Here is a 20,158-nt window from a genome sequence, read left to right as displayed (position 1 = left end):
GCACGGCGTCAGGCCTTCAGGTACTCCGACCTGGTGCCCAGCCAGCGCGCGACGTGCCGCGCGGCCAGTCCCGGATCGCGGTCGAGCATCCGCGGCGCTAAGAGCGGCTAACACAACCCTTCTGGCGTCGTTGCCGCACCTTGTCGTACTACTCGTACTGTCTGCGATGCGGCGCCTAGCCAGAACCGCTTCGCTGGGTTGTGTTAGCCGCTCTAAGTGCAATCCGCTGCGCAACTCGGGCAGGCGCTCGTAGTCCCGTAAGAGGTGTCCGAACGAGGTAGCTTCGTTCAGCTGAATCGTCGTGGGTCGAAAGGTGCCAGATCGATTTCCGGCTTGGCGCCGACCAGCAGTTGAGCTACCAGGCGCCCCGTACGGGCGGAGCCACATAGACCCACGTGCCCGTGGCCGAAGGCCAGCAGGATGTCATTGCTTGCGCGCGCCGGTCCGATGCACGGCAGGCCGTCTGGCAAGCTCGGCCGATGTCCGAGCCATCGATGGACAACCGTAGTTTCCGTATCGATTTGCCGCAGACCCGGCAACATCGACTTCAGGTGCCGATGCAGAATTTCGGCCCGTCGCCAGTCAGGAGCGGCCTCCAGACCGGCAATTTCGACCTGACCGGCTGCCCTGAGGCCGCCGTCCATCCAGTGAACAATCAGCTTTCCATCGGCCACCATCACCGGCGTGCGTGGCCCGACCGCCGCGTCCTTGACCACGACGTGGTAGCCACGCTCCGACTCCAGCGGCACAGGTGAGCCAGCGGCCGCCGCCAAGCCTGCCGAATGCGCACCGGCACAGATAACGGCGCGGTCGCATTCGATGTCTCCCAAGTCAGTGCTCACTGCACGCAGACGACCGCCCTCCAGTCGAAAACCCACAGCGCGGGCCGCAACGTGCGAGGCGCCATGGGTCGAAGCATGCCGCGCCAGTGCGGCCACGTATTCACCTGGATTCCGGCAGTGACCCGCTTCCGGCACAAAAATGCCCAATGTGTACCGCGCATCCAGATCTGGCTCCCTGGCACGGAGCTCGTCCTCCTGCCACTCTTGCCAGCTGACACCAACATCTTCGCGTACCCGCCAGCCGAGAGCATCGGCTTCGAACTCGGCGCGCGAACAATAAGCATGGAGAAGGCCACGTTGCTCAATCAGCTGCGGCACACCCGCGCACCGTGCCAACGACGCATGAAGCATAGGCGCATCGGCCAGAAGGGTCCTCAGTGCCTTGGCCGTACGCAGCACCCGCGCCTCCGTCCAACCGGCCGCGAGATATCGCACAAGCCATGGCAATGCGCGAGGCAGATAGCGCCATCGCAGCGCGAGCGGTCCCAAAGGATCCGCCAGCCATAGGGGAACCTTGCGCCAAGCCCCGGGCAAGGCGGGCGGCACCACGGAATGCGAGGAAAGCCAGCCTGCGTTGCCATAACTGGTGGCCTGTAGACCGCCGGGGATATCGGGTTCGACCACCGTGACCCTCAGGTCTGCGCGCAATGCTTCTATAGCGGCAATGCTGCCCACCGCGCCCGCTCCGATGACAACCACATGCTTGCGTGGATCATGAGTTGGTACCGGTAATTTAGCTGCCATCTGTTGATCGTAACGCTCGGCTCAACAACATCCACAAGCACTCAAATTCCAGTCAGCGTCGGAACATCTGAGATGTCGTGCATGTAGTGCTCTTGCCCACCGCCTGCTGGATCACGGTGCCACCCCGCGCCGCGACTGTCGAGCTTCTTCGGCGAAACGTTGAGCCTGCTGGGCGCTGTCGCCAGTCTGCTGAACCGCACCAGCCGCCAATACTCGCTGCCTTGGCAAGGCTCGCGTCTTGCGATCGCCCGCCTGCGGGGCCCACGCGGGTACGTCAAAGTGCATAACACGCTCTAGACTGCGGTCTTTGCCCTCCACCATCCGCACCACGATGACCACCACCGCCTCCGCCACGATGCCGCCCTTCCACCTGGCCTTCCCCGTCCACGATCTGGCCGCCGCCCGACGCTTCTACGGCGAACTGCTGGGCTGCCCCGAAGGCCGCAGCTCGCCCGACTGGATCGACTTCGACTTCTACGGCCACCAGATCGTGGCCCACCTCGCGCCGGACGAGTGCGGCTTCAGTCAGGTGAGCGCGGTGGACGGCCACGGCGTGCCGGTGCGCCATTTCGGCGCGGTGCTGTCGATGGACCAGTGGCAGATGCTGGCCGACAAGCTCACCGCGGCGGGCACGACCTTCGTGATCGAGCCCTACATCCGCTTCAAGGGCGAGGTGGGCGAGCAGGCGACGATGTTCTTGCGCGACCCGTCGAACAACGCGGTGGAGATCAAGGCCTTCGCCAACCTCGACTCCCTGTTCGCCAGGTAACCCCGCAGGCTCGCTGCGGGCCTGCGTCAGGGCAGGGCTCCTACAGTTCCGAACCCCGGTGTCCTACCGGATCGCGATGGTGGCGAAGACCAATATGTTTTTCAACGGGTGCAGATGCAGGACATCGGCCCATTCCACCAGCAAAGGAGCCCATCATGACCAGCGACAAAGATATGAACCGCGACCCGATCACCGACGAGCCGGGCGCGCATCCGATCGGCACCGGCATCGGCGCGAGCGGAGGTGCCGTGACCGGCGCGGCCCTCGGCATCGCCGGCGGCCCTGTCGGCATCGCGATCGGCACGGTGATAGGTGCGGTGGTGGGCGGACTGGCCGGCAAGAGTGCCGCCGAAGCGGTCAATCCCACGGCGGAAGACGCCTACTGGCGTGATGCCTACACCCGCGAACCCTACTATGCGGAAGACCGCAGCTTCGACGACTACAGCCCGGCCTACCGCGCAGGTTACGAAGAGCGCAGCACCCGCCAGGGCTCCTTCGACGACTACGACGCCGAACTGGCCAGTACCTGGGACAGCCGCCGCGGCGGCTCGCGCCTGACCTGGGACGAGGCCCGCCCGGCCACCCGGGCCGCCTGGGAACGCGCCGAGCGCGTATACCCGTCGGAAGGCTACTACGACGGCAAGCGCTGACCGGCCCCACGCAAGAACGACGAGGACCGCCATGAAAGACACCATGACCACCAAATCGCAACGCGAGCCGGTGGTAGACCCCGACGGCGTTCCGGCCGATAACCGCACATCGGCCGACGCGCGCGGCGACACCCATGCGAAGCAATCCGGTTCGGCCCGCATGCCGCACGAGCGCGACGAGTCGGCCGACAACCAGCAGTTGCAGGAGGCGTCCAACAAGAAGATGGGCGATCAGGCCTATGCCGATGCCACCGGCCCGCAGGAGGACACAGACAAGGGCCCAATGATGGGCAAGGTTTACCGCGAAGGCGTCAAACCCGGAGCGGACGACCCCGATCACCGGGACTCGAAATAGAAAGAGGCCGCTCCGAACGGCTTTTCTCTCATGCCGGAATCGCGTCGAGGTTCGGTCGGTCCCAGAAACGGTGGGCGGCGATCATCTTGATGAATTCCTGTGCGGTCAGTTGCAAGGCTTCGGTATCGCCGACTCCCAAGACGACACCCGGATGGCCCGCAAGCGCTTCGGCGCTGCGGGCGCCGGCTTCGACGCCCAGCAGACGCAGCAGCGCGATGCCTTCGCCCATCACGCAGATCGGCTTGCAGTGCTTGTAGGCCTCCAGCATGAAATGCACCGCCTCGCCCAGTTGGGAGAGGGTGTCCGCACTGTCCTTGCCTCCGGCGACCAGCACCGCGTCGAACATCACCGAAGGGTTGCCCGCGAAGGTGCCGCCCACGTCGAGTCGTCGCCCACCCGCGGTAGCGACCGCGCCCAGGCGTGACGCCACTACGGTGCAGACCGCGCCGGCGTCGGTCAGCGCATGCTGCACGACGCGCAGCGACACCACGTCCACCCCGTCGGCCACGACCACCGCGACCTGGCGCGTATGGATTCCACCCTTGTCGGGCCGCGCCTGCATGCTGAGCGACGGCGCTTCCTCCAGCGGCAGTTCGGTCCTGGCTTCACGGAAACCGGCCTGGCCGGCCGCGGCCCTGGGGTCGGGTGCGTCGATGCCGAGCGTCGCCGCCACCTTCTTGGCCAGTCGCGGGTCGACATGCGCCAGCGTATCGACCATGCGCTGGCGGATCACCGGCACGCCGACTTTGCCCAGCTCGTAGCGGAAAGCCGCGACGATGTGCTCCTTCTCGGCGGGTGCCATGCTGTTCCAGAACAGCGTCGCCTGGCTGTAGTGGTCGTCGAAGGTGGGGCTGCGGCGACGCTGCTTGGGCGACGCGATCGCGGCGTCGGCGTAGCTCTTGAAGCCGGCCGATGCGCCGTCGACCCGGAACGCCGTCCCGGTGGGGCTGCCGAGCGAGTTGGGTTCGTAAGCGACCGCGTTGCGGTTGATCGTCTGGCGGTGCCGGCCGTCGCGCTGGAAGTTGTGGAACGGCACCACACTGCGGTTGATCGGCAGTTCGTGGAAGTTGGGGCCGCCCAGGCGCGCCAGCTGGCTGTCGGTGTAGGCGAACAGCCGGCCTTGCAGCAACGGGTCGTTGCTGAAGTCGATGCCCGGCACCAGGTGCGCAGGGTGGAAGGCCGCCTGCTCGGTCTCGGCGAAGAAGTTGTCGGGATTGCGGTTGAGCACCAGACGGCCCACCAGCTGCACCGGCACCAGTTCCTCGGGGATCAGCTTGGTCGGGTCGAGCAGGTCCACGCCGAGCGACTCGGCCTTGTCTTCCGAGACCACCTGCAGGCCCAGCTCCCACTCGGGGAAATGGCCCTGGTCGATCGCCTCCCACAGGTCGCGCCGGTGGAAATCGGGGTCCTTGCCGGCGAGCTTCTGCGCCTCGTCGAAGGCCATGCCGTGCAGGCCCAGGCGGGGTTTCCAGTGGAACTTGACGAAGTGCGTCTCGCCGCGGCCGTTGACCATGCGGAAGGTGTGCACGCCGAAGCCCTCCATCATGCGCAGGCTGCGCGGCAGGGCCCGGTCGCTCATGGTCCACATCAGCATGTGGGTGGTCTCGGGCATCAGGGACGCGAAGTCCCAGAAGGTGTCGTGCGCGCTGGCCGCCTGCGGCATCTCGTTATGCGGCTCGGGCTTCATCGCATGGACCAGGTCGGGGAACTTGATCGCGTCCTGGATGTAGTACACCGGCATGCTGTTGCCGACCAGGTCGTAGTTGCCTTCCTGGGTGTAGAACTTGACGGCGAAGCCGCGCGCGTCGCGCACCGTGTCGGCCGAGCCGCGCGAGCCGGCGCTGGTGGAGAAGCGCACGAAGACCGGCGTGCGGGCCTCGGTGTCGTTCAGGAAGTGCGCGGTCGTGTATTCCGACAGCGCCTTGTAGACGTGGAAGGTGCCGTGAGCGCCGGCTCCGCGGGCGTAGACGACCCGCTCCGGTATGCGCTCGTGCGCGAAATGGCTGAGCTTCTCGCGGAGGATGAAGTCCTCCATGAGTGTCGGGCCGCGTGCGCCCGCCTTGAGCGAGTTGTGGTTGTCCGGGATCTGCAGCGCCTGGTTGGTGGTGAGGGTCGCTGCCGTGTCGACGGTGTAGGCCTGGAGCTGCTGCAGCTTGTCCGCAGAGCCGTCTGCCGCCCGGGCCTTGGTGGTGGCCCGGGCGCCGGTCCTGGTACTGGCCATGAGATGGTCTACCTTGTCGTTGTGGTGTGCAGGCCGCTACGGCCGGGCGAGAAATGCGGACACGGCCGCCGTACCCAGGCGCAAACAGCCCTCAATAGTCGTAACAACGCTCAAGCGCACGAACGAGCGCCGCCAGCGCGAAAGCACCCGCCACTCCTGCCACGCACCAGATAAGCCATTCCATGGTTGCTCCTTCAGACAGTCTGTATGCGCCACGGCGCCGGTTGCACGGGCGCTTGGTGTATGACCTGAAGGGTAAATCGGCGAATACGTAATGTCCGTAGCCGTATGCAAGCGCTATCTGTGGGACATTCCCGTCAGGAATGTCGGTACGGTCCTACGCTGGCGGCAGGAACGTCGCCCCGCGCATTTTCAGCCGGCCAATGCGGCCCGCATGCCGTCGATCACCGCGCGGTAGTCGGGCTTGCCGAAAATCGCGCTGCCCGCGACGAAGGTGTCGGCCCCGGCGGCGGCCACCCGGGCAATGTTGTCGGTCTTGATGCCGCCGTCGACCTCGAGCCGGATGTCCTTGCCGCTGGCGTCGATGCGCTTGCGCACCTGCTCGATCTTGCGCAAGGCCGAATCGATGAAGCCCTGGCCACCGAAGCCGGGGTTGACGCTCATGATCAGCACCAGATCGAGGTCGTCGATCGTCCAGTCGAGGATGTCGAGCGACGTGGCCGGGTTGAAGACCAGCCCGGCCTTCACGCCCTTCGCGCGGATCGCCTGGATGCTGCGGTGCGGATGGGCGGCCGCCTCGGGGTGGAAGCTGATCAGGTCGGCACCGGCGTCGGCGAAGGCGGCGGACAGCGCATCGACCGGCTGCACCATCAGGTGCACGTCTACCGGCACCGGGCTGCCGTCGGCCGTCCTGGCGTGGGGCTTCAGGGCCTGGCACACCATCGGGCCGAAGGTCAGGTTGGGGACGTAATGGTTGTCCATCACGTCGAAATGGATCCAGTCGGCACCGGCGGCGATGACGTCGCGCACTTCCTCGCCCAGGCGGGCGAAGTCGGCCGAAAGGATCGAGGGGGCGATGCGGTAGCGGGAGGCGGCAGGGCTCATGGCGGAATTGTCGCAGTCCGGGCGACCGCGGCCGGTCGCGGCACATCGGCAGCCAGCGGATGCGGCGCGTCCCAGAGCGTGTTATGCACTTCGACGTACCCGCGAAAGCCGGGGACCGGCCCGGCGGCGAGGTGCAGGACGCGCCGCGGCATGGATACCGCAAGCGGACTGCGACGCGGTGGCCGGGCATCTGCCCGGCTTTCCAGAAGGTTGGGTACGTCGAAGCGCATAACACGCTCTAGTAACATCACCGCCATGCCGAAGCACCAGTTCCAGATCACGGTCGAGCCCCAGTACCTGCCCGCGCAGTCGCAACCCGAGCGGCGCCTCTACGGCTTCTCCTACACGATCACCGTCGTCAACGTCGGCGACGTCGCGGCGCAGTTGATCGCCCGCCACTGGATCATCCGCGACGCGCGAGGCCATGTGGAAGAGGTCAAGGGCCTGGGCGTGGTGGGCCAGCAGCCGCTGCTCAAGCCCGGCGAATCCTTCCGCTACACCAGCGGCTGCCGGCTGCGCACCCCCAACGGCACGATGCAGGGGAGCTACTTCTGCGTGGGCGAGGACGCCACCCGCTTCGACGCCGAGATCCCCCTCTTCGTGCTCGAAGCCTATGCGAGCCCCATGCCCGGAGACGGCACGCCTCGGGTCCTGCACTGATGCGCAGCAAGCGCGATCTCAACGGCATTCTGGAGCGGCTGGACCCGGCCGCGCCGCTGGCCGTGCGCCACCTCTGGCTGATCGAGCTGGCCGACTGGATCCGCGGCAAGGGCGCCACGCCTCAGGCGGCCGTCAGCCGGGTGCAGTTGCTGCTCGACGCGGTCGAATCGCGGCCCGAGGTACGGCTGCGGCTGCGCGCCTGGTGGTCGCGGCTGCTGCACACGGTCGACATCACCACGCTGCTGGCCGATTTCGGCTTCGCGCCGCGCAGCGCCTTCGTCAGCGAGGCGTCGGAGCGGATCCGCCGCAAAATCCTGCCGACCAGCCCCGAGACGATCGATGCGTCCGAGCTATTCCTGCTGGCGCTGCCCCACGGCTTCGACGCGCAGTGGATCTCGCTGCTCGACGGCCGGCAGCGCCGCCGCATCGCCGACCTGCTGGCCGCGCCCGACACGCCGCAGCCGGCGGCCGGCGCAACCGCTGCGGAACCCGGCGGCCCCGGCGGTGCCATTGCCCCGGCCACCACCCACACGCCGGACCTGTTCGGCGCGCCTGCCGCGACCACGCCCGTCTCGGCGTCCGTCGTCGAGGCGCCCCTGCCCGACCCGTGGCAGCAGGCCCTGCTCGACGCGCTGATGTACTGCGCCGGCCAGGTGCTCTCCACAGGATTCGCGCCCGAGCTGCGGCTGCGAATGAACGCCGCCGCGCGCGAGGCCCAGCCCTTCCACGCGCTGATCCGCGATGTCGAGGCGCTGCGGGTCGAGGCCCAGCGCCTGCCGCGCGACGACGCCGCGCTGGAGCGGGCCGCCCGGCAGCTGCGCGCCCGGCTCGACGCCTGCCGCTTCGCCGCCGCCACCGTCTACACCCACCTGGAGGAGAACGGCGTTTCGGTAGGACTGGTCTTCCGGCTGCGGCAGTTGCGCGAGCGGCTGCTGCGGATCCGCGAGCTGCTCGACTGCGCGCTCTCGGCCGACGCGCCGGCCGCCGCCGCCCGGCTGCTGTCGCGGCTGGTGCTGCTCGGCCACGAGCGGCGCAGCGTGCGGGCCCTTATCTCGGCCAACTCGTCGCTGCTGGCCGCCAAGGTGGCCGAGCGCAGCGCCGAGACCGGCGAGCACTACATCACCCGCGACAGCGCCGCCTACGGCCGCATGCTGCGCCAGGCGGCCGGCGGCGGCGTGCTGACCGCGGGCACGGTGCTCGGCAAGTTCGCGATCACCGCGGTGGGCCTGTCGGCGTTCTGGACGGGCATCTGGTCGAGCCTGCTGTACGCCGGCAGCTTCGTGCTGATCCAGCTGCTGCACTGCACCCTGGCCACCAAGCAGCCGGCGATGACCGCGCCCGCCATGGCCGCCAAGTTGAAGGAGATGGGCCCCGGCGCCTCGATGGATTCCTTCGTCGACGAGGTGACCCACCTGGTGCGCTCCCAGGTGGCGGCGGTGCTGGGCAACGTGTTCACCGTGTTTCCGGTGGTGCTGGCCGCGGCGGCCCTGCTGCAGGTGGTGATGGGCCATCCGATGATCTCGCCGCGCGAGGCGCAGCACACGCTGGAATCGCTCACGCTGCTGGGGCCGACCGCCTTCTTCGCCGCCTTCACCGGCGTGCTGCTGTTCTCGGCCAGCATCGTCGCCGGCTGGGCCGAGAACTGGTTCGTGCTGCACCGGCTGGATTCGGCGATGCGCTTCAATCCGCGCATCACCCGCTGGCTGGGCGCGCCGCGCGCGGCGCGGCTGGCGCACTTCGTGCGGCAGAACGTGTCGGGCTTCGCCTCCAACGTGTCGCTGGGCTTCATGCTGGGCATGATCCCGCCGTTGATCGCCTTCGTCGGCATCGGGCTGGAGGCGCGCCACGTGACGCTGTCCACCGGCCAGATCGCCGCCGCCGCCGCGGCCTACGGCACAGCGGTGCTGCACATGGCGGCGTTCTGGTGGTGCCTGGCGGCGATCCCCGCGATCGGCGCGCTCAACCTGATCGTCAGTTTCACCCTGGCGTTCCGGCTGGCGCTGCGCGCGCACAATGTCGGCAGCCTGCAGCGCGCCCGCATCCGCTCGGCCATCTGGGCTCGCCTGCGGCATGCGCCGCTCTCGTTCTTCGTGCCGCGCGGGTCGCCCGCGCCGAACGCGGGGATCTGACCACCGCGGGCCACGGCCCCTCTGCCGGCCGGTGCGGCCGCGCCGGCATCCGGAGACCATGAACCGATGACCGAAATCGTGACGATCTGGGCCGACTGGCTGCGTCCTTCCGCCGGCCTCGCGACCGTGCAGTGGTCGCTGCTGCTGGCGCTGGCCGCGCTGGCCGGCTATTTGTTCCACCGCCACACCGGCCTGCCCAAGGTGGTGGGCTATTCGCTGGTGGGCGGCATCGCGGGTTTCGCCGGCTTCAGCGGCGCGGTGTGGCCGCTGCAAGGCACCGGCCTGTTCCTGCTGGAGCTGGCGATCGCCACCGTGCTGTTCGAGGCCGGTGGCCGCATCCCGCTGCGCTGGTTCCGCCACAACCCGATGGTGCTGGTGCAGAGCGTCGCCGAATCGGCGCTGACCTATTGCGCGGTCGCCTACGCGCTGCAGTGGCAGGGCGTGCCGGCGCGGATCGCCCAGGCGCTGGCGCTGGTGGCGATGGCCGCCTCGCCCGCGGTGCTGGGCCGGGTGGCGCTGGACATGCGCGCCGCCGGTCCGGTGACCGACCGGGCGATGGTGCTGGCCACGCTCAGCACGCTCTACGCCCTGTCCTTCGGCACCGCGCAGGCCGAGCTGGAGCAGCGCCAGCAGCTGTACCTGCTGGCCAGCCTCTACCCGGTGGCGCTGGTGGCCGCGATCTCGGTGCTGGTGGGCGGCGCGCTGGCGCTGGCGCTGCGGCTGGCGCTCAAGCTGATGAGCCCGGCCAGCGAGAACACCTCGGTGCTGCTGCTGGCCCTGGTGGCGGCGGCCACCGGCATCGCCTCGCACCTTGGCGGCTCGGCGCCGATCGCCGCGCTGCTGGGCGGCATGCTGCTCAAGCAGTGGCATCCGCGACCCTGGGCCTGGCCGCGGCAGCTGGACACCGCGGCGCTGCTCACCATGATGATGTTCGTGCTGGTCTCGGTTGTGGCCGCCCAGGTCGGCTGGACGGCGAAGACCGCGCTGCTGGTGCTGACCCTGATCGCCGCCCGGGCGCTGGCCAAGATCGTGGGCGTGGCGCTGGGCAATTGGGGCAGCGGCGCCAGTTGGCGGCAGGCGCTGTGGGTGGGTTGCGCGATGTCGCCGATGTCCTCCATCGCGCTGCTGATCGCCTCGCAGTTCGCGCTGTCCCAGGGTGCCGCCGGCCGCGCGGTCGCGCAGGTCGCCCTGCCGGCCATCCTGGTGATGGAACTGCTGGGCGCGGTGGTCGCCACCGTGGCGCTACACCGGGCGGGCGAGGCCTCGCGGCCGTGGCTGCCGTCGCTGTTCGGCGGCCGGCGCGGTGCCCTGCGGCGGCAGGCCGAAGGAGGCGCGCATGACGCTTGAGGCCTTCGTGCCGTCGCGCGCCCTGTCGCTGGGCGTCGAGCTGGAGCTGCAGCTGGTCAACACCCACGACTACGACCTGGCGCCCTATGCCGAGGACATGCTGCGGCTGATGGAGGGCCTGCCGCTGCCGGGTGCGGTGGTGCCCGAGATGACCTCGAGCATGATCGAGATGTCGACCTGCGTTTGCCATTCCGCCTCGGAGGTGCTGGGCCACCTCTTCACCATCCGCGATGCGCTGGTGAAGTCGGCCGACAAGCTCAACATCGCGGTGGTGGGCGGCGGGACCCATCCGTTCCAGCAGTGGCACGAGCAGCGCATCTACGACCGGCCGCGCTTCCGGGAGCTGTCGGAGCGCTACGGTTATCTCTCCAAGCAGTTCACCATCTTCGGCCAGCACGTACACATCGGCTGCCCCGACGCCGACAGCGCCTTGCTGATGCTGCACCGCATGTCGCGCTACGTCCCGCACTTCATCGCGCTCTCGGCGTCGAGCCCCTACGTGCAGGGGCAGGACACGCAGTTCGACTCGGCGCGGCTCAACTCGGTCTTCGCGTTCCCGCTGTCGGGCCGCGCGCCCTTCACCCTGGACTGGTCGGAGTTCGCGGCCTACTACGCCAAGATGACCCGGACCGGCGTGGTCAAGAACATGAAGGACTTCTACTGGGACATCCGGCCCAAGCCCGAATACGGCACGGTGGAGATCCGGGTGTTCGACACGCCGCTGACGGTCGAGCGGGCCGCGGCGCTGGCGGGCTACGTGCAGTCGCTCGCCGCCTGGTTCCTGGCCGAGCAGCCTTTCGTGCCCGAAGAGGACGACTACCTCGTCTACACCACCAACCGCTTCCAGGCCTGCCGTTTCGGGCTGGAGGCCAATTATGTCGACGCCGCCACCGGCAGCCACATGCCGCTGCGCGACCACATCCTGCTGACGATGCACCATGTGCAGCGCCATGCCGAGGCGCAGGGCGCCGCCGCCGCGCTGCACCTGTTGCGCGGCGACGTGAGCGCCCTGCAGAACGACGCCCGCTGGCTGCGCGACCGCCAGCACGAGGAGCGGCTGCTGGCCGAGGTGACCCGACAGGCGGCACGGCGTTTTCGCGGAACCGCGGCCTGACGGCCGGCCCGGCGGATCGACGCCGCATCCAAAGATGCGCCCGGCCCGTACCGTCTCACTACAATCCGGCCTCGTCGCCCTGCGCGGCCGTCCCCTCCTTTTTGCCGCGGCGCCTGGAGCAGTCGCTTCCCTCGATGTCCCAGCCAGAAAAACCCCGCATTCGTAATTCGTTGCCCCCCGAGGTGAGCGTGCTGGACTCGGGGGACAACGCGATCGCGTCACATCGCGACGACATCTTCTTCGCCGCGATCGAGACCACCCGCATGCCGATGCTGGTAACCGACCCGCGCCAGAAAGACAATCCGATCGTCTTCGCCAACCGCGCCTTCATCTCGATGAGCGGCTACAGCAGCGAGGAGATCCTCGGCCACAACTGCCGCTTCCTACAGGGCCCCGATACCGACGCCGCCACCATCGCCGCGGTGCGCGAGGCGATCGAGGACCGGCGCGAGATCAACACCGAGATCCTCAACTACCGCAAGGACGGCACCAGTTTCTGGAATGCGCTCTACGTCTCGCCGGTCTACAACCAGAACAAGGAACTGGTCTATTTCTTCGCCTCGCAGCTCGACGTGAGCCGCCGCCGCGACGCGGAAGAAGCGCTGGGCCACGCCCAGAAGATGGAAGCGCTGGGCCAGCTGACCGGCGGCATCTCGCACGACTTCAACAACCTGCTGCAGGTCATGGCCGGTCATCTGGATCTGCTCGACGCGCGCCGCAAGGCCGGCCGCGCCGACGACGTGTCGATCGGCCGCACGGTCGAGAGCATCCGCAGCGCGGTCACCAAGGCCTCGACCCTCACCCAGCAGTTGCTCGCCTTCTCGCGCAAGCAGCGGCTGGAGGGCCGGGCGCTCAACCTGAACCAGATAGCCGGCGGCATCACCGAGCTTGTCAAGGAAACCCTCGGCAACGGCGTGACCGTCAAGACCGAGCTGGCGTCCGAACTGGGCAACTGCCAGCTCGACCCCACCCAGCTCGAAGTGGCGGTGCTCAACGTGCTGGTCAACGCCCGGGACGCGATGCCCGAAGGCGGCACGGTGATCCTCAAGACCAAGAATATCCAGGTCGACGCGGAAGACGTGAGCGCCTTCGCCGGATTGCGCCCCGGCCGCTACGTCAGCCTGTCGATCAGCGACACCGGCACCGGCATCCCGCCCGAGATCATCGCGCGGGTGATGGACCCGTTCTTCACCACCAAGGAAGAGGGCAAGGGCACCGGCCTCGGCCTGTCGATGGTCTACGGCTTCGCCAGGCAGTCGGGCGGTTCGGTCGACATCTACTCCGAAATCGGCTTCGGCACCACCGTGCGGATGTACTTCCCGGCGTCCGAGACCATCGTGCGCGGCGGCAACGCCGTCACCCCGCGCGCCGCCGACCGCGGCGGCAGCGAGACGATCCTGGTGGTGGACGACCGGATCGAGGTGGCGAGCCTGTCGCGCGACATGCTGCAGGACCTGGGCTACACCGTCCACATGGCCTCGAGCGCCCGCGAGGCGCTCGACATGGTCAAGGCCCACCAGGACGAGTGGACGCCCGACCTGCTCTTCTCCGACCTGATCATGCCAGGCGGCATGAACGGCTTCAGCCTGGCCCGCGAAATGCGGCGCCGGGTGCCGCAGATCCGAATCCTGCTGACCACCGGCTACGCCGGTTCGTCCGACGGCAAGAACACGGACGACGGCGTCGAGTTCGAGATCCTGAAAAAACCCTACCGCCTGGCCGACCTGGCCCGCCGAGTGCGGATGGTACTGGACGGGCCGACGGGCAGGCACGCCTGATCGGAGCGGCGGGCGCACTCCGGACGCGCCCGCCGCCGGAAGACGGCACCGCGATGGATTGCTACATTTTTTATAGCTATAAGTCGTTTAATGATGCTGGCTACAGCCACTTTTTGCTAGAAAACGCATGCAGACATGTTCCGCGTGCGGCCGATGGCGAGGGCGGGCCTCTCGCCGGCTTTCGTGGTTACGTCACAGTGCATGACACGCTCTAGCCCAGCCACCCCAGCAGCCGCGCCTGCGCATGGGCGACCGTGGCGGCACGTATAGCGGCGCGGTCGCCATCGAAGCGCCGGTCTTCGGTATGCACCGCGCCGTCGGGCAGCGCGAAGCCGAACCATACGGTGCCGACCGGCTTTTCGGCGCTCCCGCCGCCCGGCCCGGCCACGCCGGTCACCGCGACCGCCACCTGCGCCCGGGCATGCCGCAGGGCACCGGCGGCCATCGCGCGGGCCACCGGCTCGCTGACCGCGCCGTGGGTGGCGATCAGGTCGGCCGGCACGCCCAGCAGTTCGGTCTTGGCGGCATTTGAATAGGTGACGAAGCCGCGCTCGAACCAGGCGCTGGAGCCGGCCAGGTCGGTGCAGGCCGCGGCGATCAGGCCGCCGGTGCAGCTCTCGGCGGTCGCCAGCATCCAGCCACGCGTCTGCAACCGCGCGGCGACGGCCGGCCAGCCGGCGGGCGTGGTGGCGGCGCTCACCACCGGTAGTACCGCCAGCCGGCGATCGCCAGCAGCGTGCAACCCGCGGCCACCAGATCGTCGAACAGGATGCCGAAGGCGCCCCGCGCACCGCTGCCGTGAAAAACCTTGTCGGCCCAGCCCACCGGCCCGGGCTTGGCGGCGTCGAAATACCGGAACAGCCCGAAGGCGATCGCCTGACCCGCCAGCCCCATCGGCATCGCGAGCCACAGCACCGCCCAGAACGCGACGATCTCGTCCCAGACGATGTTGCCCGAATCCGCCGTGCCCAGGTGCCGCGAGGTAACGGTGCAGGCCCACCACCCCAGCGGCAGCGACGCAGCGATCAGCCAGCCGATCTGGGCCGGCGTGCACCAGATCCGCAGCACCAGGAAGGCCACCCAGGCCCAGAGCGTGCCGGCCGTGCCCGGCGCGACGGGACTCAGCCCCGAGCCGAACCCGAGCGCGATCCAGTGCGCCGGATGGGCCCGCATGAAGCGGGCATCGGCCTCGACCGGGCAGGCGGGGGCCGGCGCAGCGGCAGGGCCGGGAGCCGGGGCGGAAACGGAGAATTCGGTGAGCGACATGGGCGACGCCGCGGGGGCGCAGGAAAGGCGGCAGCCGAAGGGCCGCACGCAGAGGTCCGATTCTGCCGGCTCGGCATCGGCCGCGCAGGCACGCCGGGTTTTCTCGCTGCGGCCGCGCCCCTTCAGGCGAAGTGGTCGAACGACGCGAAGCGCCCGTCCACCGGCGCGCCCGCCCCGTCCCGCAACTGCGCGCCGCTGCCGGCCACGACGGATCCGATGCGGGTCACCGGCGTCGCACTGGCCGCACCCGCCGCCCGCACCCGGTCGGCCACCGCCGGGGGTGCGGTGAAGGCCAGCTCGTAGTCGTCGCCGCCCGCCAGCACCAGCGCCAGCCGCTGTTCCGAAGAAAAAAGGCCTGCAGCCGCCGATCCGCGCCGACCACCAGCTATTAAATCAATAGCAACCGAAGTATCGATCGTCGCGCCGACGCCGCTGGCGCGCAGCACATGGCCCAGGTCGCCCAGCAGGCCGTCGCTGATGTCGACCGCGCTGGAGGCGATGCCGCGCAGCGCGGTGCCCAGGGCGACGCGGGGGGTAGGCGCTTCCATCCGCAGCCGGGCGGCGGCGAAGGTCTCGGCGGGCACGTCGAGAATGCCGCGGAAGACCTCCAGCGCCAGCCGGGCGTCGCCCAGGGTGCCGCTGACCCACAGGTCGTCGCCCACCCGTGCGCCGCTGCGCAGCAGGGCCTGGCCGGTGGGCACTTCGCCGAAGACGGTGATGCAGATGTTGAGCGGGCCGCGGGTGGTGTCGCCGCCGACCAGGTCGCAGCCGTGGGCGTCGGCCAGCGCCAGCAGGCCCTGCGAGAAGCGGGCGAGCCAGGGCTCGTCCACCGCCGGCAGCGACAGCGCCAGGGTGAAGGCGAGCGGCTCGGCGCCGCAGGCGGCCAGGTCGCTCAGGTTGACCGCCAGCGCCTTGTGGCCGAGCCGCGCCGGATCGACCGTCGAGAGGAAATGCCGGCCCTCGACCAGCATGTCCGACGAGACCGCCAACTGCATGCCGGGCCGGGGCGCGAGCAGCGCGCAGTCGTCCCCCACGCCGAGCGGCGAGCGCCGGGCGGGGCGTTTGAAATAGCGCTGGATCAGGTCGAATTCGCCCATGGGGTGGTCGCGGCTGAAAAGAAAAGGCACGCGCAATCCGGCGGTGCACGTCACGCGCCCTAGAGCGCCTTGCGCAGGTTGGCCGGCGCGATGCGCAGCGCCTCGCGGTACTTGGCCACGGTGCGGCGGGCGCATTCGATGCCTTGCTCCTTGAGCATCTCGGAGATCTGGCTGTCCGACAGCGGCCTGGCCGAGCTTTCCGACGAGACGAACTGCTTGATCAACGCCCGCACAGCGGTGCTCGACGCGTTGCCGCCGGTCTCGGTGCCCAGCGCCGAGCCGAAGAAATACTTCAGCTCGAAGGTGCCGTAGGGCGTCGACATGTACTTGGCGGTGGTGACACGGCTGATGGTCGATTCGTGCAGGCCCAGCTCGTCGGCGATCTCGCGCAGCACCAGCGGCCGCATCGCCAGCTCGCCGTGCACGAAGAAGGCCTTCTGCCGCTCGACGATGGCGTTGGACACCCGCAGGATGGTGTCGAAGCGCTGCTGGATGTTCTTGATGAACCAGCGCGCCTCCTGCAGCCGCTGCTGCAACGCCTGGCTGTTCTGGCCCTTGTGCTGGCGCAGCGCGTTGGCGTAGATATCGTGCACCCGCAGCCGGGGCATCACGTCGCCGTTGAGCTGCACCTGGAACCGCACGTTGGTGCCGCGGCCGATGCGGCGCACCAGCACGTCGGGCACGACCACGTTGCGCTCCACGTCGACGAAGCGGCGGCCGGGCTTGGGCTCCAGCCGGGCGATCAGCGCCATCGCGGTGCGGGTGGTGTCGTCGCTGGCGCCGCAAAGCGCGGCGAGCCGCTTCACGTCGCGCCGGGCCAGCAGCTCCATCGGCTGGGCGCAGATGCGAAGGGCGGCGTCGAGCACCTCGGGCTCGTTCGCGTCGTCGTCGCCGGCGTCCTGCAGGGCGCGCAGTTGCAGCGTCAGGCATTCGCGCAGGTCGCGTGCGCCGACGCCGGTCGGCTCCAGGTGCTGCAGCAGGCTCAGGGCGACGGTGAAGCGGTGGACCAGCTCGTCCACGTCGTCGGCATGCTCCTCGCCGGCGCCGGCCAGGCCCAGGGCCAGCGAGGGCAGCGAGTCCTCCAGGTAACCGTCGTCGTCGAGCGATTCGATCAGGAAGCGCAGCGCCGCGCTGTCGAGCGGCGACAGGCGCAGCGACAACGCCTGCCGGTGCAGGTGCGACCGCAGCGATTCCTGGCCACGCGCCAGCTCGGTCGCATCGACCTCGCCGTCGTCGCCCAGGTTGTTCTTGCGGGCGGGCGCATCGCCCCCCCATTCACCGTCGTCCGGCGCGGTATCGGTGCCGCCGTCGCCGTCCCAGCTCGGCTCGTCCTCGCCGACGCCGCGCTCGGTGTCGGAGGCGGTCGTATCGTCGTTCGAAGCGGTAGCCGTGGTGGAATCACGGCTGCCTGCTATCGAATAAGGAGCGTCGTCCTCCGCCGCCGGCCCCTCGTCGGGCGCCGGCGTGTCGGCCTGCGCCACACCGAACGCTTCCCGCGGTGCCTCGTCCTGCGTGACTTCCAGGAACGGGTTGTCGTCGAGCATCTGCTCGACCTCCTGGCTCAGCTCCAGCGTGGACAGCTGCAGCAGCCGGATCGACTGCTGCAGCTGCGGCGTCAGCGCCAGGTGCTGCGAGACGCGAAGCGACAACCCCTGCTTCAACCCCGGACCTCCCGAACGCGGCTGCGCGCAGCGCACGACGCCCCCTCAGGGATCGCCGCGCACGGCCGCCCGAAGCGGCCGATCCGCCCCCGGTAGGGGGTTGGCGCAGACACGAAGTGCGGAGCCTGGGGGTGAACCAAAGTGCTTACATCCTGAAGTGTTCGCCGAGGTAGACGCGGCGCACGTCGGCGTTTTCCACGATCTCGGCGGGCGTGCCCCGGGCCAGCACCTGGCCATCGCTGATGATGAAGGCGTGGTCGCAGATGCCCAGGGTTTCGCGCACGTTGTGGTCGGTGATCAGCACGCCGATGCCGCGGTCGCGCAGGAAGCCGATGATCCGCTGGATCTCTATCACCGCGATCGGGTCGATGCCGGCGAAGGGCTCGTCGAGCAGGATGAAGCGCGGCTGGGTCGCCAGGGCGCGGGCGATCTCGACGCGGCGGCGCTCGCCGCCCGAGAGGGCCAGCGCGGGCGAATCGCGCAGATGGTCGACCCGCAGGTCGGCCAGCAGCGCGTCCAGGCGGAGCTCGATCTCGGGCTTCTTGAGCGCGCGGCCGTTCTCGTCTTCCTGCAGTTCCAGCACGGCGCGCACGTTGTCCTGCACCGAGAGCTTGCGGAAGATCGACGCCTCCTGCGGCAGGTACGACAGGCCGAGCCGCGACCGCCGGTGGATCGGCAGGCCGCCGATCGGCTGGCCGTCGATCCGGATGTCGCCGCCGTCGGAGCGCACCAGGCCCACGATCATGTAGAACGAGGTGGTCTTGCCCGCGCCGTTGGGGCCGAGCAGCCCGACCACTTCGCCCTTCTGCACCGACAGCGAGACGTCCTTGACCACCGTGCGGCTGCCATAGGCCTTGCGCAGGTGCAGCGCCTCCAGCTTGCTCTGCGGTGCGCAAGCAGCGCCGCTCCCGCCGGGGGCGCGGAGCCCGGCATCCAGAGCCGGTTCGATCATGGGCGAGCCCCGTCCAGAGTGGTGCTCTGGCGCAGCGCGGGGGCCGCGGTGCCGGCGGGCGGCGTAACGCCGGGCTTGGCGCCCGGGCCGTCGCCGCGCGGCGAGAGCACCGCGCGCACCCGGCCGCCGGGCGAGGTCCTGGCATCGTTCTGCTTGTTGCCGTCCACCGTGAACACGTCGGTGATGTTGTTGTAGACGATCACGTCGCCGCGCACGTCGTCGTTGACGGTGCTGCCCGCCAGGCGCCGCATCTCGGCGCGGCGGATGAACTTGACTTGGTCGGCGCGGCCGTCGTATTCGATGGTTTCGCCCTCGCCCTCGATGAACTCGTCGGGCGCGTCGGCGGCGGTGTCGCGCTTTTGCTTGAAGTAGGCGCGCTTGCCGGTGTCGGCCCAGACGGTACCGTACTGGTAGCCCTCGGCATCCTGGCGCACCTCCAGCCGGGCGCCGCGGATGACGATGGTGCCCTTGGTCATCACCACGTTGCCGGTGAAGACGCTGGTCTGCTTCAGGTCGTCGTGGCGCAGTGCGTCGGCCTCGATGTTGGCGGGCTTGGTGCGATCGGCTTTCTCGGCCTGGGCCAGGCCCGAAGCGCAGAGGGCCAGGACACCGAGGGCGACGGATGCAAAAAGCTGGTTCATAAGGGCACGAATCTTGCAATGATTGTAAGCCGCGCAGGCCCGGCGCCCACGCCCGGAGGGCAGGTTTATCGTACGGGGAGACCGCAAACGAGAAGGCCCGCGCGATGCGGGCCTGTCGGTGTGCCCGGCCGCCACCGGCACGGCACGGCGGCAGCGGGCGATAGCCAGCGTCAGCGGGTCTTGCGGGCGTCGGCGATCAGGTAGTCTGCCACGGCCAGCGCACGGTCCATGCTGCCGGCCATGCTGCCGTCGGTGTAATACTTGCCGGCGATGCCCAGGGCCGGCACGCCCTCGAGCTTGTACTGGTCCTGCAACTGCACCGCCCGCTTGGCCCTGGCCGCGACCGAGAACGAGTTGTAGGTCTCGACGAACTTCGCCCTGTCGACGCCCTGCTTGGCGACCCAGTCGGCGATCGGGCCGTCGGTGGCGATCTTCTGGCGTTCGTTGTGGATGGCGTTGAAGACCTTGACGTGCAGCTCGGGGATCTTGCCCATGGCTTCGAGCGCGTAGTAGAGCTTTTGCTGCGGTGCGAAGTCGTCGCGGAAGGCGATCGGCACCCGGCGCACCACCACGTCGGCGGGCTGGGCCTTGACCCAACGCTCGAAGGCAGGCTCGAAGGCGTTGCAGTGCGGGCAGCTGTACCAGAAGAACTCGATCACCTCGATCTTGCCCGGCGCCGTGTCGACGGTGGCGGGCTTGTCGAGCGTGAGGTAGTCCTTGCCGGACTGCGGCGGCTTGCCCTGGGCGTGGACGGAAGTCGTCCAGCCGAGCGGCAGCACGGTGGCGGCCAGGGTGGCGGCGGAGGACAGGGTGAGGTCGCGGCGATTCATCAACATGGACAGGGTTTCTCCTTGAACGGGTCTGAGG

At 69.0% G+C, this 20,158-nt stretch carries 18 protein-coding genes; 8 read left to right on the top strand and 10 right to left on the bottom strand.

The genetic code is table 11. The features are described from left to right. Positions 1–287: 287 nt before the first annotated feature. Positions 288–1,586, bottom strand: a complete 1,299-nt coding sequence (locus tag DFQ15_RS15275; RefSeq protein ID WP_110466808.1) for an NAD(P)/FAD-dependent oxidoreductase — start codon at positions 1,584–1,586, stop codon at positions 288–290. A 331-nt stretch (positions 1,587–1,917) separates the two neighbouring features. Here DFQ15_RS15275 and DFQ15_RS15270 point away from each other — a divergent pair, with 331 nt between their 5' ends. From DFQ15_RS15270 to DFQ15_RS15260, 3 genes are all read left to right on the top strand, one after another. Next, a complete protein-coding gene (locus DFQ15_RS15270; protein ID WP_199399895.1) occupies positions 1,918–2,355 on the top strand; it encodes a VOC family protein in 438 nt (145 codons plus the stop codon). Positions 2,356–2,510: 155 nt separating this feature from the next. Continuing rightward, a complete protein-coding gene (locus DFQ15_RS15265; protein ID WP_110466807.1) occupies positions 2,511–3,005 on the top strand; it encodes a hypothetical protein in 495 nt (164 codons plus the stop codon). A 31-nt stretch (positions 3,006–3,036) separates the two neighbouring features. Beyond that, the gene (locus tag DFQ15_RS15260) at positions 3,037–3,360 is read left to right on the top strand and encodes a hypothetical protein (RefSeq protein WP_110466806.1); all 324 of its coding nucleotides are present in this window, start codon (positions 3,037–3,039) and stop codon (positions 3,358–3,360) included. A 28-nt stretch (positions 3,361–3,388) separates the two neighbouring features. Here DFQ15_RS15260 and DFQ15_RS15255 read toward each other — a convergent pair whose 3' ends face one another. Together DFQ15_RS15255 and rpe are read right to left on the bottom strand one after the other, a co-directional pair. Beyond that, entirely contained in the window at positions 3,389–5,581 is a 2,193-nt protein-coding gene (locus tag DFQ15_RS15255) for a catalase (RefSeq protein WP_110466805.1), read from the bottom strand. A 372-nt stretch (positions 5,582–5,953) separates the two neighbouring features. Further along, positions 5,954–6,646 (bottom strand): ribulose-phosphate 3-epimerase, encoded by a 693-nt coding sequence (gene rpe / locus DFQ15_RS15250; protein ID WP_110466804.1) that lies wholly within the window; start codon positions 6,644–6,646, stop codon positions 5,954–5,956. 255 nt (positions 6,647–6,901) lie between these two features. On the opposite strand from rpe, the gene apaG reads away from it, so the two are divergent. The 5 genes from apaG (at position 6,902) to DFQ15_RS15225 (ending at position 13,674) form a co-directional block, all read left to right on the top strand. Further along, positions 6,902–7,306: a Co2+/Mg2+ efflux protein ApaG gene (apaG, locus tag DFQ15_RS15245; protein WP_110466803.1), complete on the top strand. Its 405-nt coding sequence runs from the start codon at positions 6,902–6,904 to the stop codon at positions 7,304–7,306. After that, complete coding sequence (locus DFQ15_RS15240; protein ID WP_110466802.1) at positions 7,306–9,435, top strand: site-specific recombinase; 2,130 nt, start codon at positions 7,306–7,308, stop codon at positions 9,433–9,435. The genes apaG and DFQ15_RS15240 overlap by 1 nt, the downstream gene beginning before the upstream one ends. 66 nt (positions 9,436–9,501) lie before the next feature. After that, the gene (locus DFQ15_RS15235; RefSeq protein WP_110466801.1) at positions 9,502–10,782 is read left to right on the top strand and encodes a cation:proton antiporter; all 1,281 of its coding nucleotides are present in this window, start codon (positions 9,502–9,504) and stop codon (positions 10,780–10,782) included. After that, positions 10,772–11,896, top strand: a complete 1,125-nt coding sequence (locus DFQ15_RS15230; protein WP_110466813.1) for a YbdK family carboxylate-amine ligase — start codon at positions 10,772–10,774, stop codon at positions 11,894–11,896. Before DFQ15_RS15235 ends, DFQ15_RS15230 begins: the two co-directional genes overlap by 11 nt. Before the next feature lie 134 nt (positions 11,897–12,030). Continuing rightward, entirely contained in the window at positions 12,031–13,674 is a 1,644-nt protein-coding gene (locus DFQ15_RS15225; RefSeq protein WP_110466800.1) for a histidine kinase famiy protein, read from the top strand. Positions 13,675–13,885: 211 nt separating this feature from the next. Here the strand turns inward: DFQ15_RS15225 and DFQ15_RS15220 are convergent, their stop codons facing one another. From DFQ15_RS15220 to DFQ15_RS15190, 7 genes are all read right to left on the bottom strand, one after another. Continuing rightward, positions 13,886–14,374 (bottom strand): CinA family protein, encoded by a 489-nt coding sequence (locus DFQ15_RS15220; protein ID WP_259292672.1) that lies wholly within the window; start codon positions 14,372–14,374, stop codon positions 13,886–13,888. Beyond that, a complete protein-coding gene (locus DFQ15_RS15215) occupies positions 14,371–14,940 on the bottom strand; it encodes a phosphatidylglycerophosphatase A family protein (RefSeq protein WP_110466799.1) in 570 nt (189 codons plus the stop codon). The genes DFQ15_RS15220 and DFQ15_RS15215 overlap by 4 nt, the downstream gene beginning before the upstream one ends. A 122-nt stretch (positions 14,941–15,062) precedes the next feature. Next, complete coding sequence (gene thiL, locus DFQ15_RS15210; RefSeq protein ID WP_110466798.1) at positions 15,063–16,037, bottom strand: thiamine-phosphate kinase; 975 nt, start codon at positions 16,035–16,037, stop codon at positions 15,063–15,065. Positions 16,038–16,096: 59 nt separating this feature from the next. Then, entirely contained in the window at positions 16,097–17,698 is a 1,602-nt protein-coding gene (rpoN, locus tag DFQ15_RS15205; protein ID WP_110466797.1) for an RNA polymerase factor sigma-54, read from the bottom strand. Between the two features lie 145 nt (positions 17,699–17,843). Continuing rightward, the gene (gene lptB, locus DFQ15_RS15200; protein WP_110466796.1) at positions 17,844–18,650 is read right to left on the bottom strand and encodes an LPS export ABC transporter ATP-binding protein; all 807 of its coding nucleotides are present in this window, start codon (positions 18,648–18,650) and stop codon (positions 17,844–17,846) included. Continuing rightward, positions 18,647–19,291, bottom strand: a complete 645-nt coding sequence (gene lptA, locus DFQ15_RS15195) for a lipopolysaccharide transport periplasmic protein LptA (protein ID WP_110466795.1) — start codon at positions 19,289–19,291, stop codon at positions 18,647–18,649. The genes lptB and lptA overlap by 4 nt, the downstream gene beginning before the upstream one ends. A 170-nt stretch (positions 19,292–19,461) precedes the next feature. Then, positions 19,462–20,121 carry a thiol:disulfide interchange protein DsbA/DsbL gene (locus tag DFQ15_RS15190; RefSeq protein ID WP_110466811.1) on the bottom strand — a complete coding sequence of 220 codons (660 nt, stop codon included), beginning with the start codon at positions 20,119–20,121 and terminating at the stop codon, positions 19,462–19,464. Between the last annotated feature and the right edge of the window lie 37 nt (positions 20,122–20,158).

The sequence above is a fragment of the Xylophilus ampelinus genome, from assembly GCF_003217575.1.
In the GTDB taxonomy this organism is placed as follows: domain Bacteria; phylum Pseudomonadota; class Gammaproteobacteria; order Burkholderiales; family Burkholderiaceae_C; genus Xylophilus; species Xylophilus ampelinus.
The sequence above is the reverse complement of the archived record's forward strand: the minus strand, read 5'-3'. Positions and strand labels throughout refer to the sequence as shown.

Bases quoted from the DNA above. Each gene is read 5' to 3' on its own strand.
- DFQ15_RS15275 (WP_110466808.1), bottom strand. From the start codon at position 1,586: ATGGCAGCTAAATTACCGGTACCAACTCATGATCCACGCAAGCATGTG.
- DFQ15_RS15270 (WP_199399895.1), top strand. From the start codon at position 1,918: ATGACCACCACCGCCTCCGCCACGATGCCGCCCTTCCACCTGGCCTTC.
- DFQ15_RS15265 (WP_110466807.1), top strand. From the start codon at position 2,511: ATGACCAGCGACAAAGATATGAACCGCGACCCGATCACCGACGAGCCG.
- DFQ15_RS15260 (WP_110466806.1), top strand. From the start codon at position 3,037: ATGAAAGACACCATGACCACCAAATCGCAACGCGAGCCGGTGGTAGAC.
- DFQ15_RS15255 (WP_110466805.1), bottom strand. From the start codon at position 5,581: ATGGCCAGTACCAGGACCGGCGCCCGGGCCACCACCAAGGCCCGGGCG.
- rpe (WP_110466804.1), bottom strand. From the start codon at position 6,646: ATGAGCCCTGCCGCCTCCCGCTACCGCATCGCCCCCTCGATCCTTTCG.
- apaG (WP_110466803.1), top strand. From the start codon at position 6,902: ATGCCGAAGCACCAGTTCCAGATCACGGTCGAGCCCCAGTACCTGCCC.
- DFQ15_RS15240 (WP_110466802.1), top strand. From the start codon at position 7,306: ATGCGCAGCAAGCGCGATCTCAACGGCATTCTGGAGCGGCTGGACCCG.
- DFQ15_RS15235 (WP_110466801.1), top strand. From the start codon at position 9,502: ATGACCGAAATCGTGACGATCTGGGCCGACTGGCTGCGTCCTTCCGCC.
- DFQ15_RS15230 (WP_110466813.1), top strand. From the start codon at position 10,772: ATGACGCTTGAGGCCTTCGTGCCGTCGCGCGCCCTGTCGCTGGGCGTC.
- DFQ15_RS15225 (WP_110466800.1), top strand. From the start codon at position 12,031: ATGTCCCAGCCAGAAAAACCCCGCATTCGTAATTCGTTGCCCCCCGAG.
- DFQ15_RS15215 (WP_110466799.1), bottom strand. From the start codon at position 14,940: ATGTCGCTCACCGAATTCTCCGTTTCCGCCCCGGCTCCCGGCCCTGCC.
- thiL (WP_110466798.1), bottom strand. From the start codon at position 16,037: ATGGGCGAATTCGACCTGATCCAGCGCTATTTCAAACGCCCCGCCCGG.
- lptB (WP_110466796.1), bottom strand. From the start codon at position 18,650: ATGATCGAACCGGCTCTGGATGCCGGGCTCCGCGCCCCCGGCGGGAGC.
- lptA (WP_110466795.1), bottom strand. From the start codon at position 19,291: ATGAACCAGCTTTTTGCATCCGTCGCCCTCGGTGTCCTGGCCCTCTGC.
- DFQ15_RS15190 (WP_110466811.1), bottom strand. From the start codon at position 20,121: ATGAATCGCCGCGACCTCACCCTGTCCTCCGCCGCCACCCTGGCCGCC.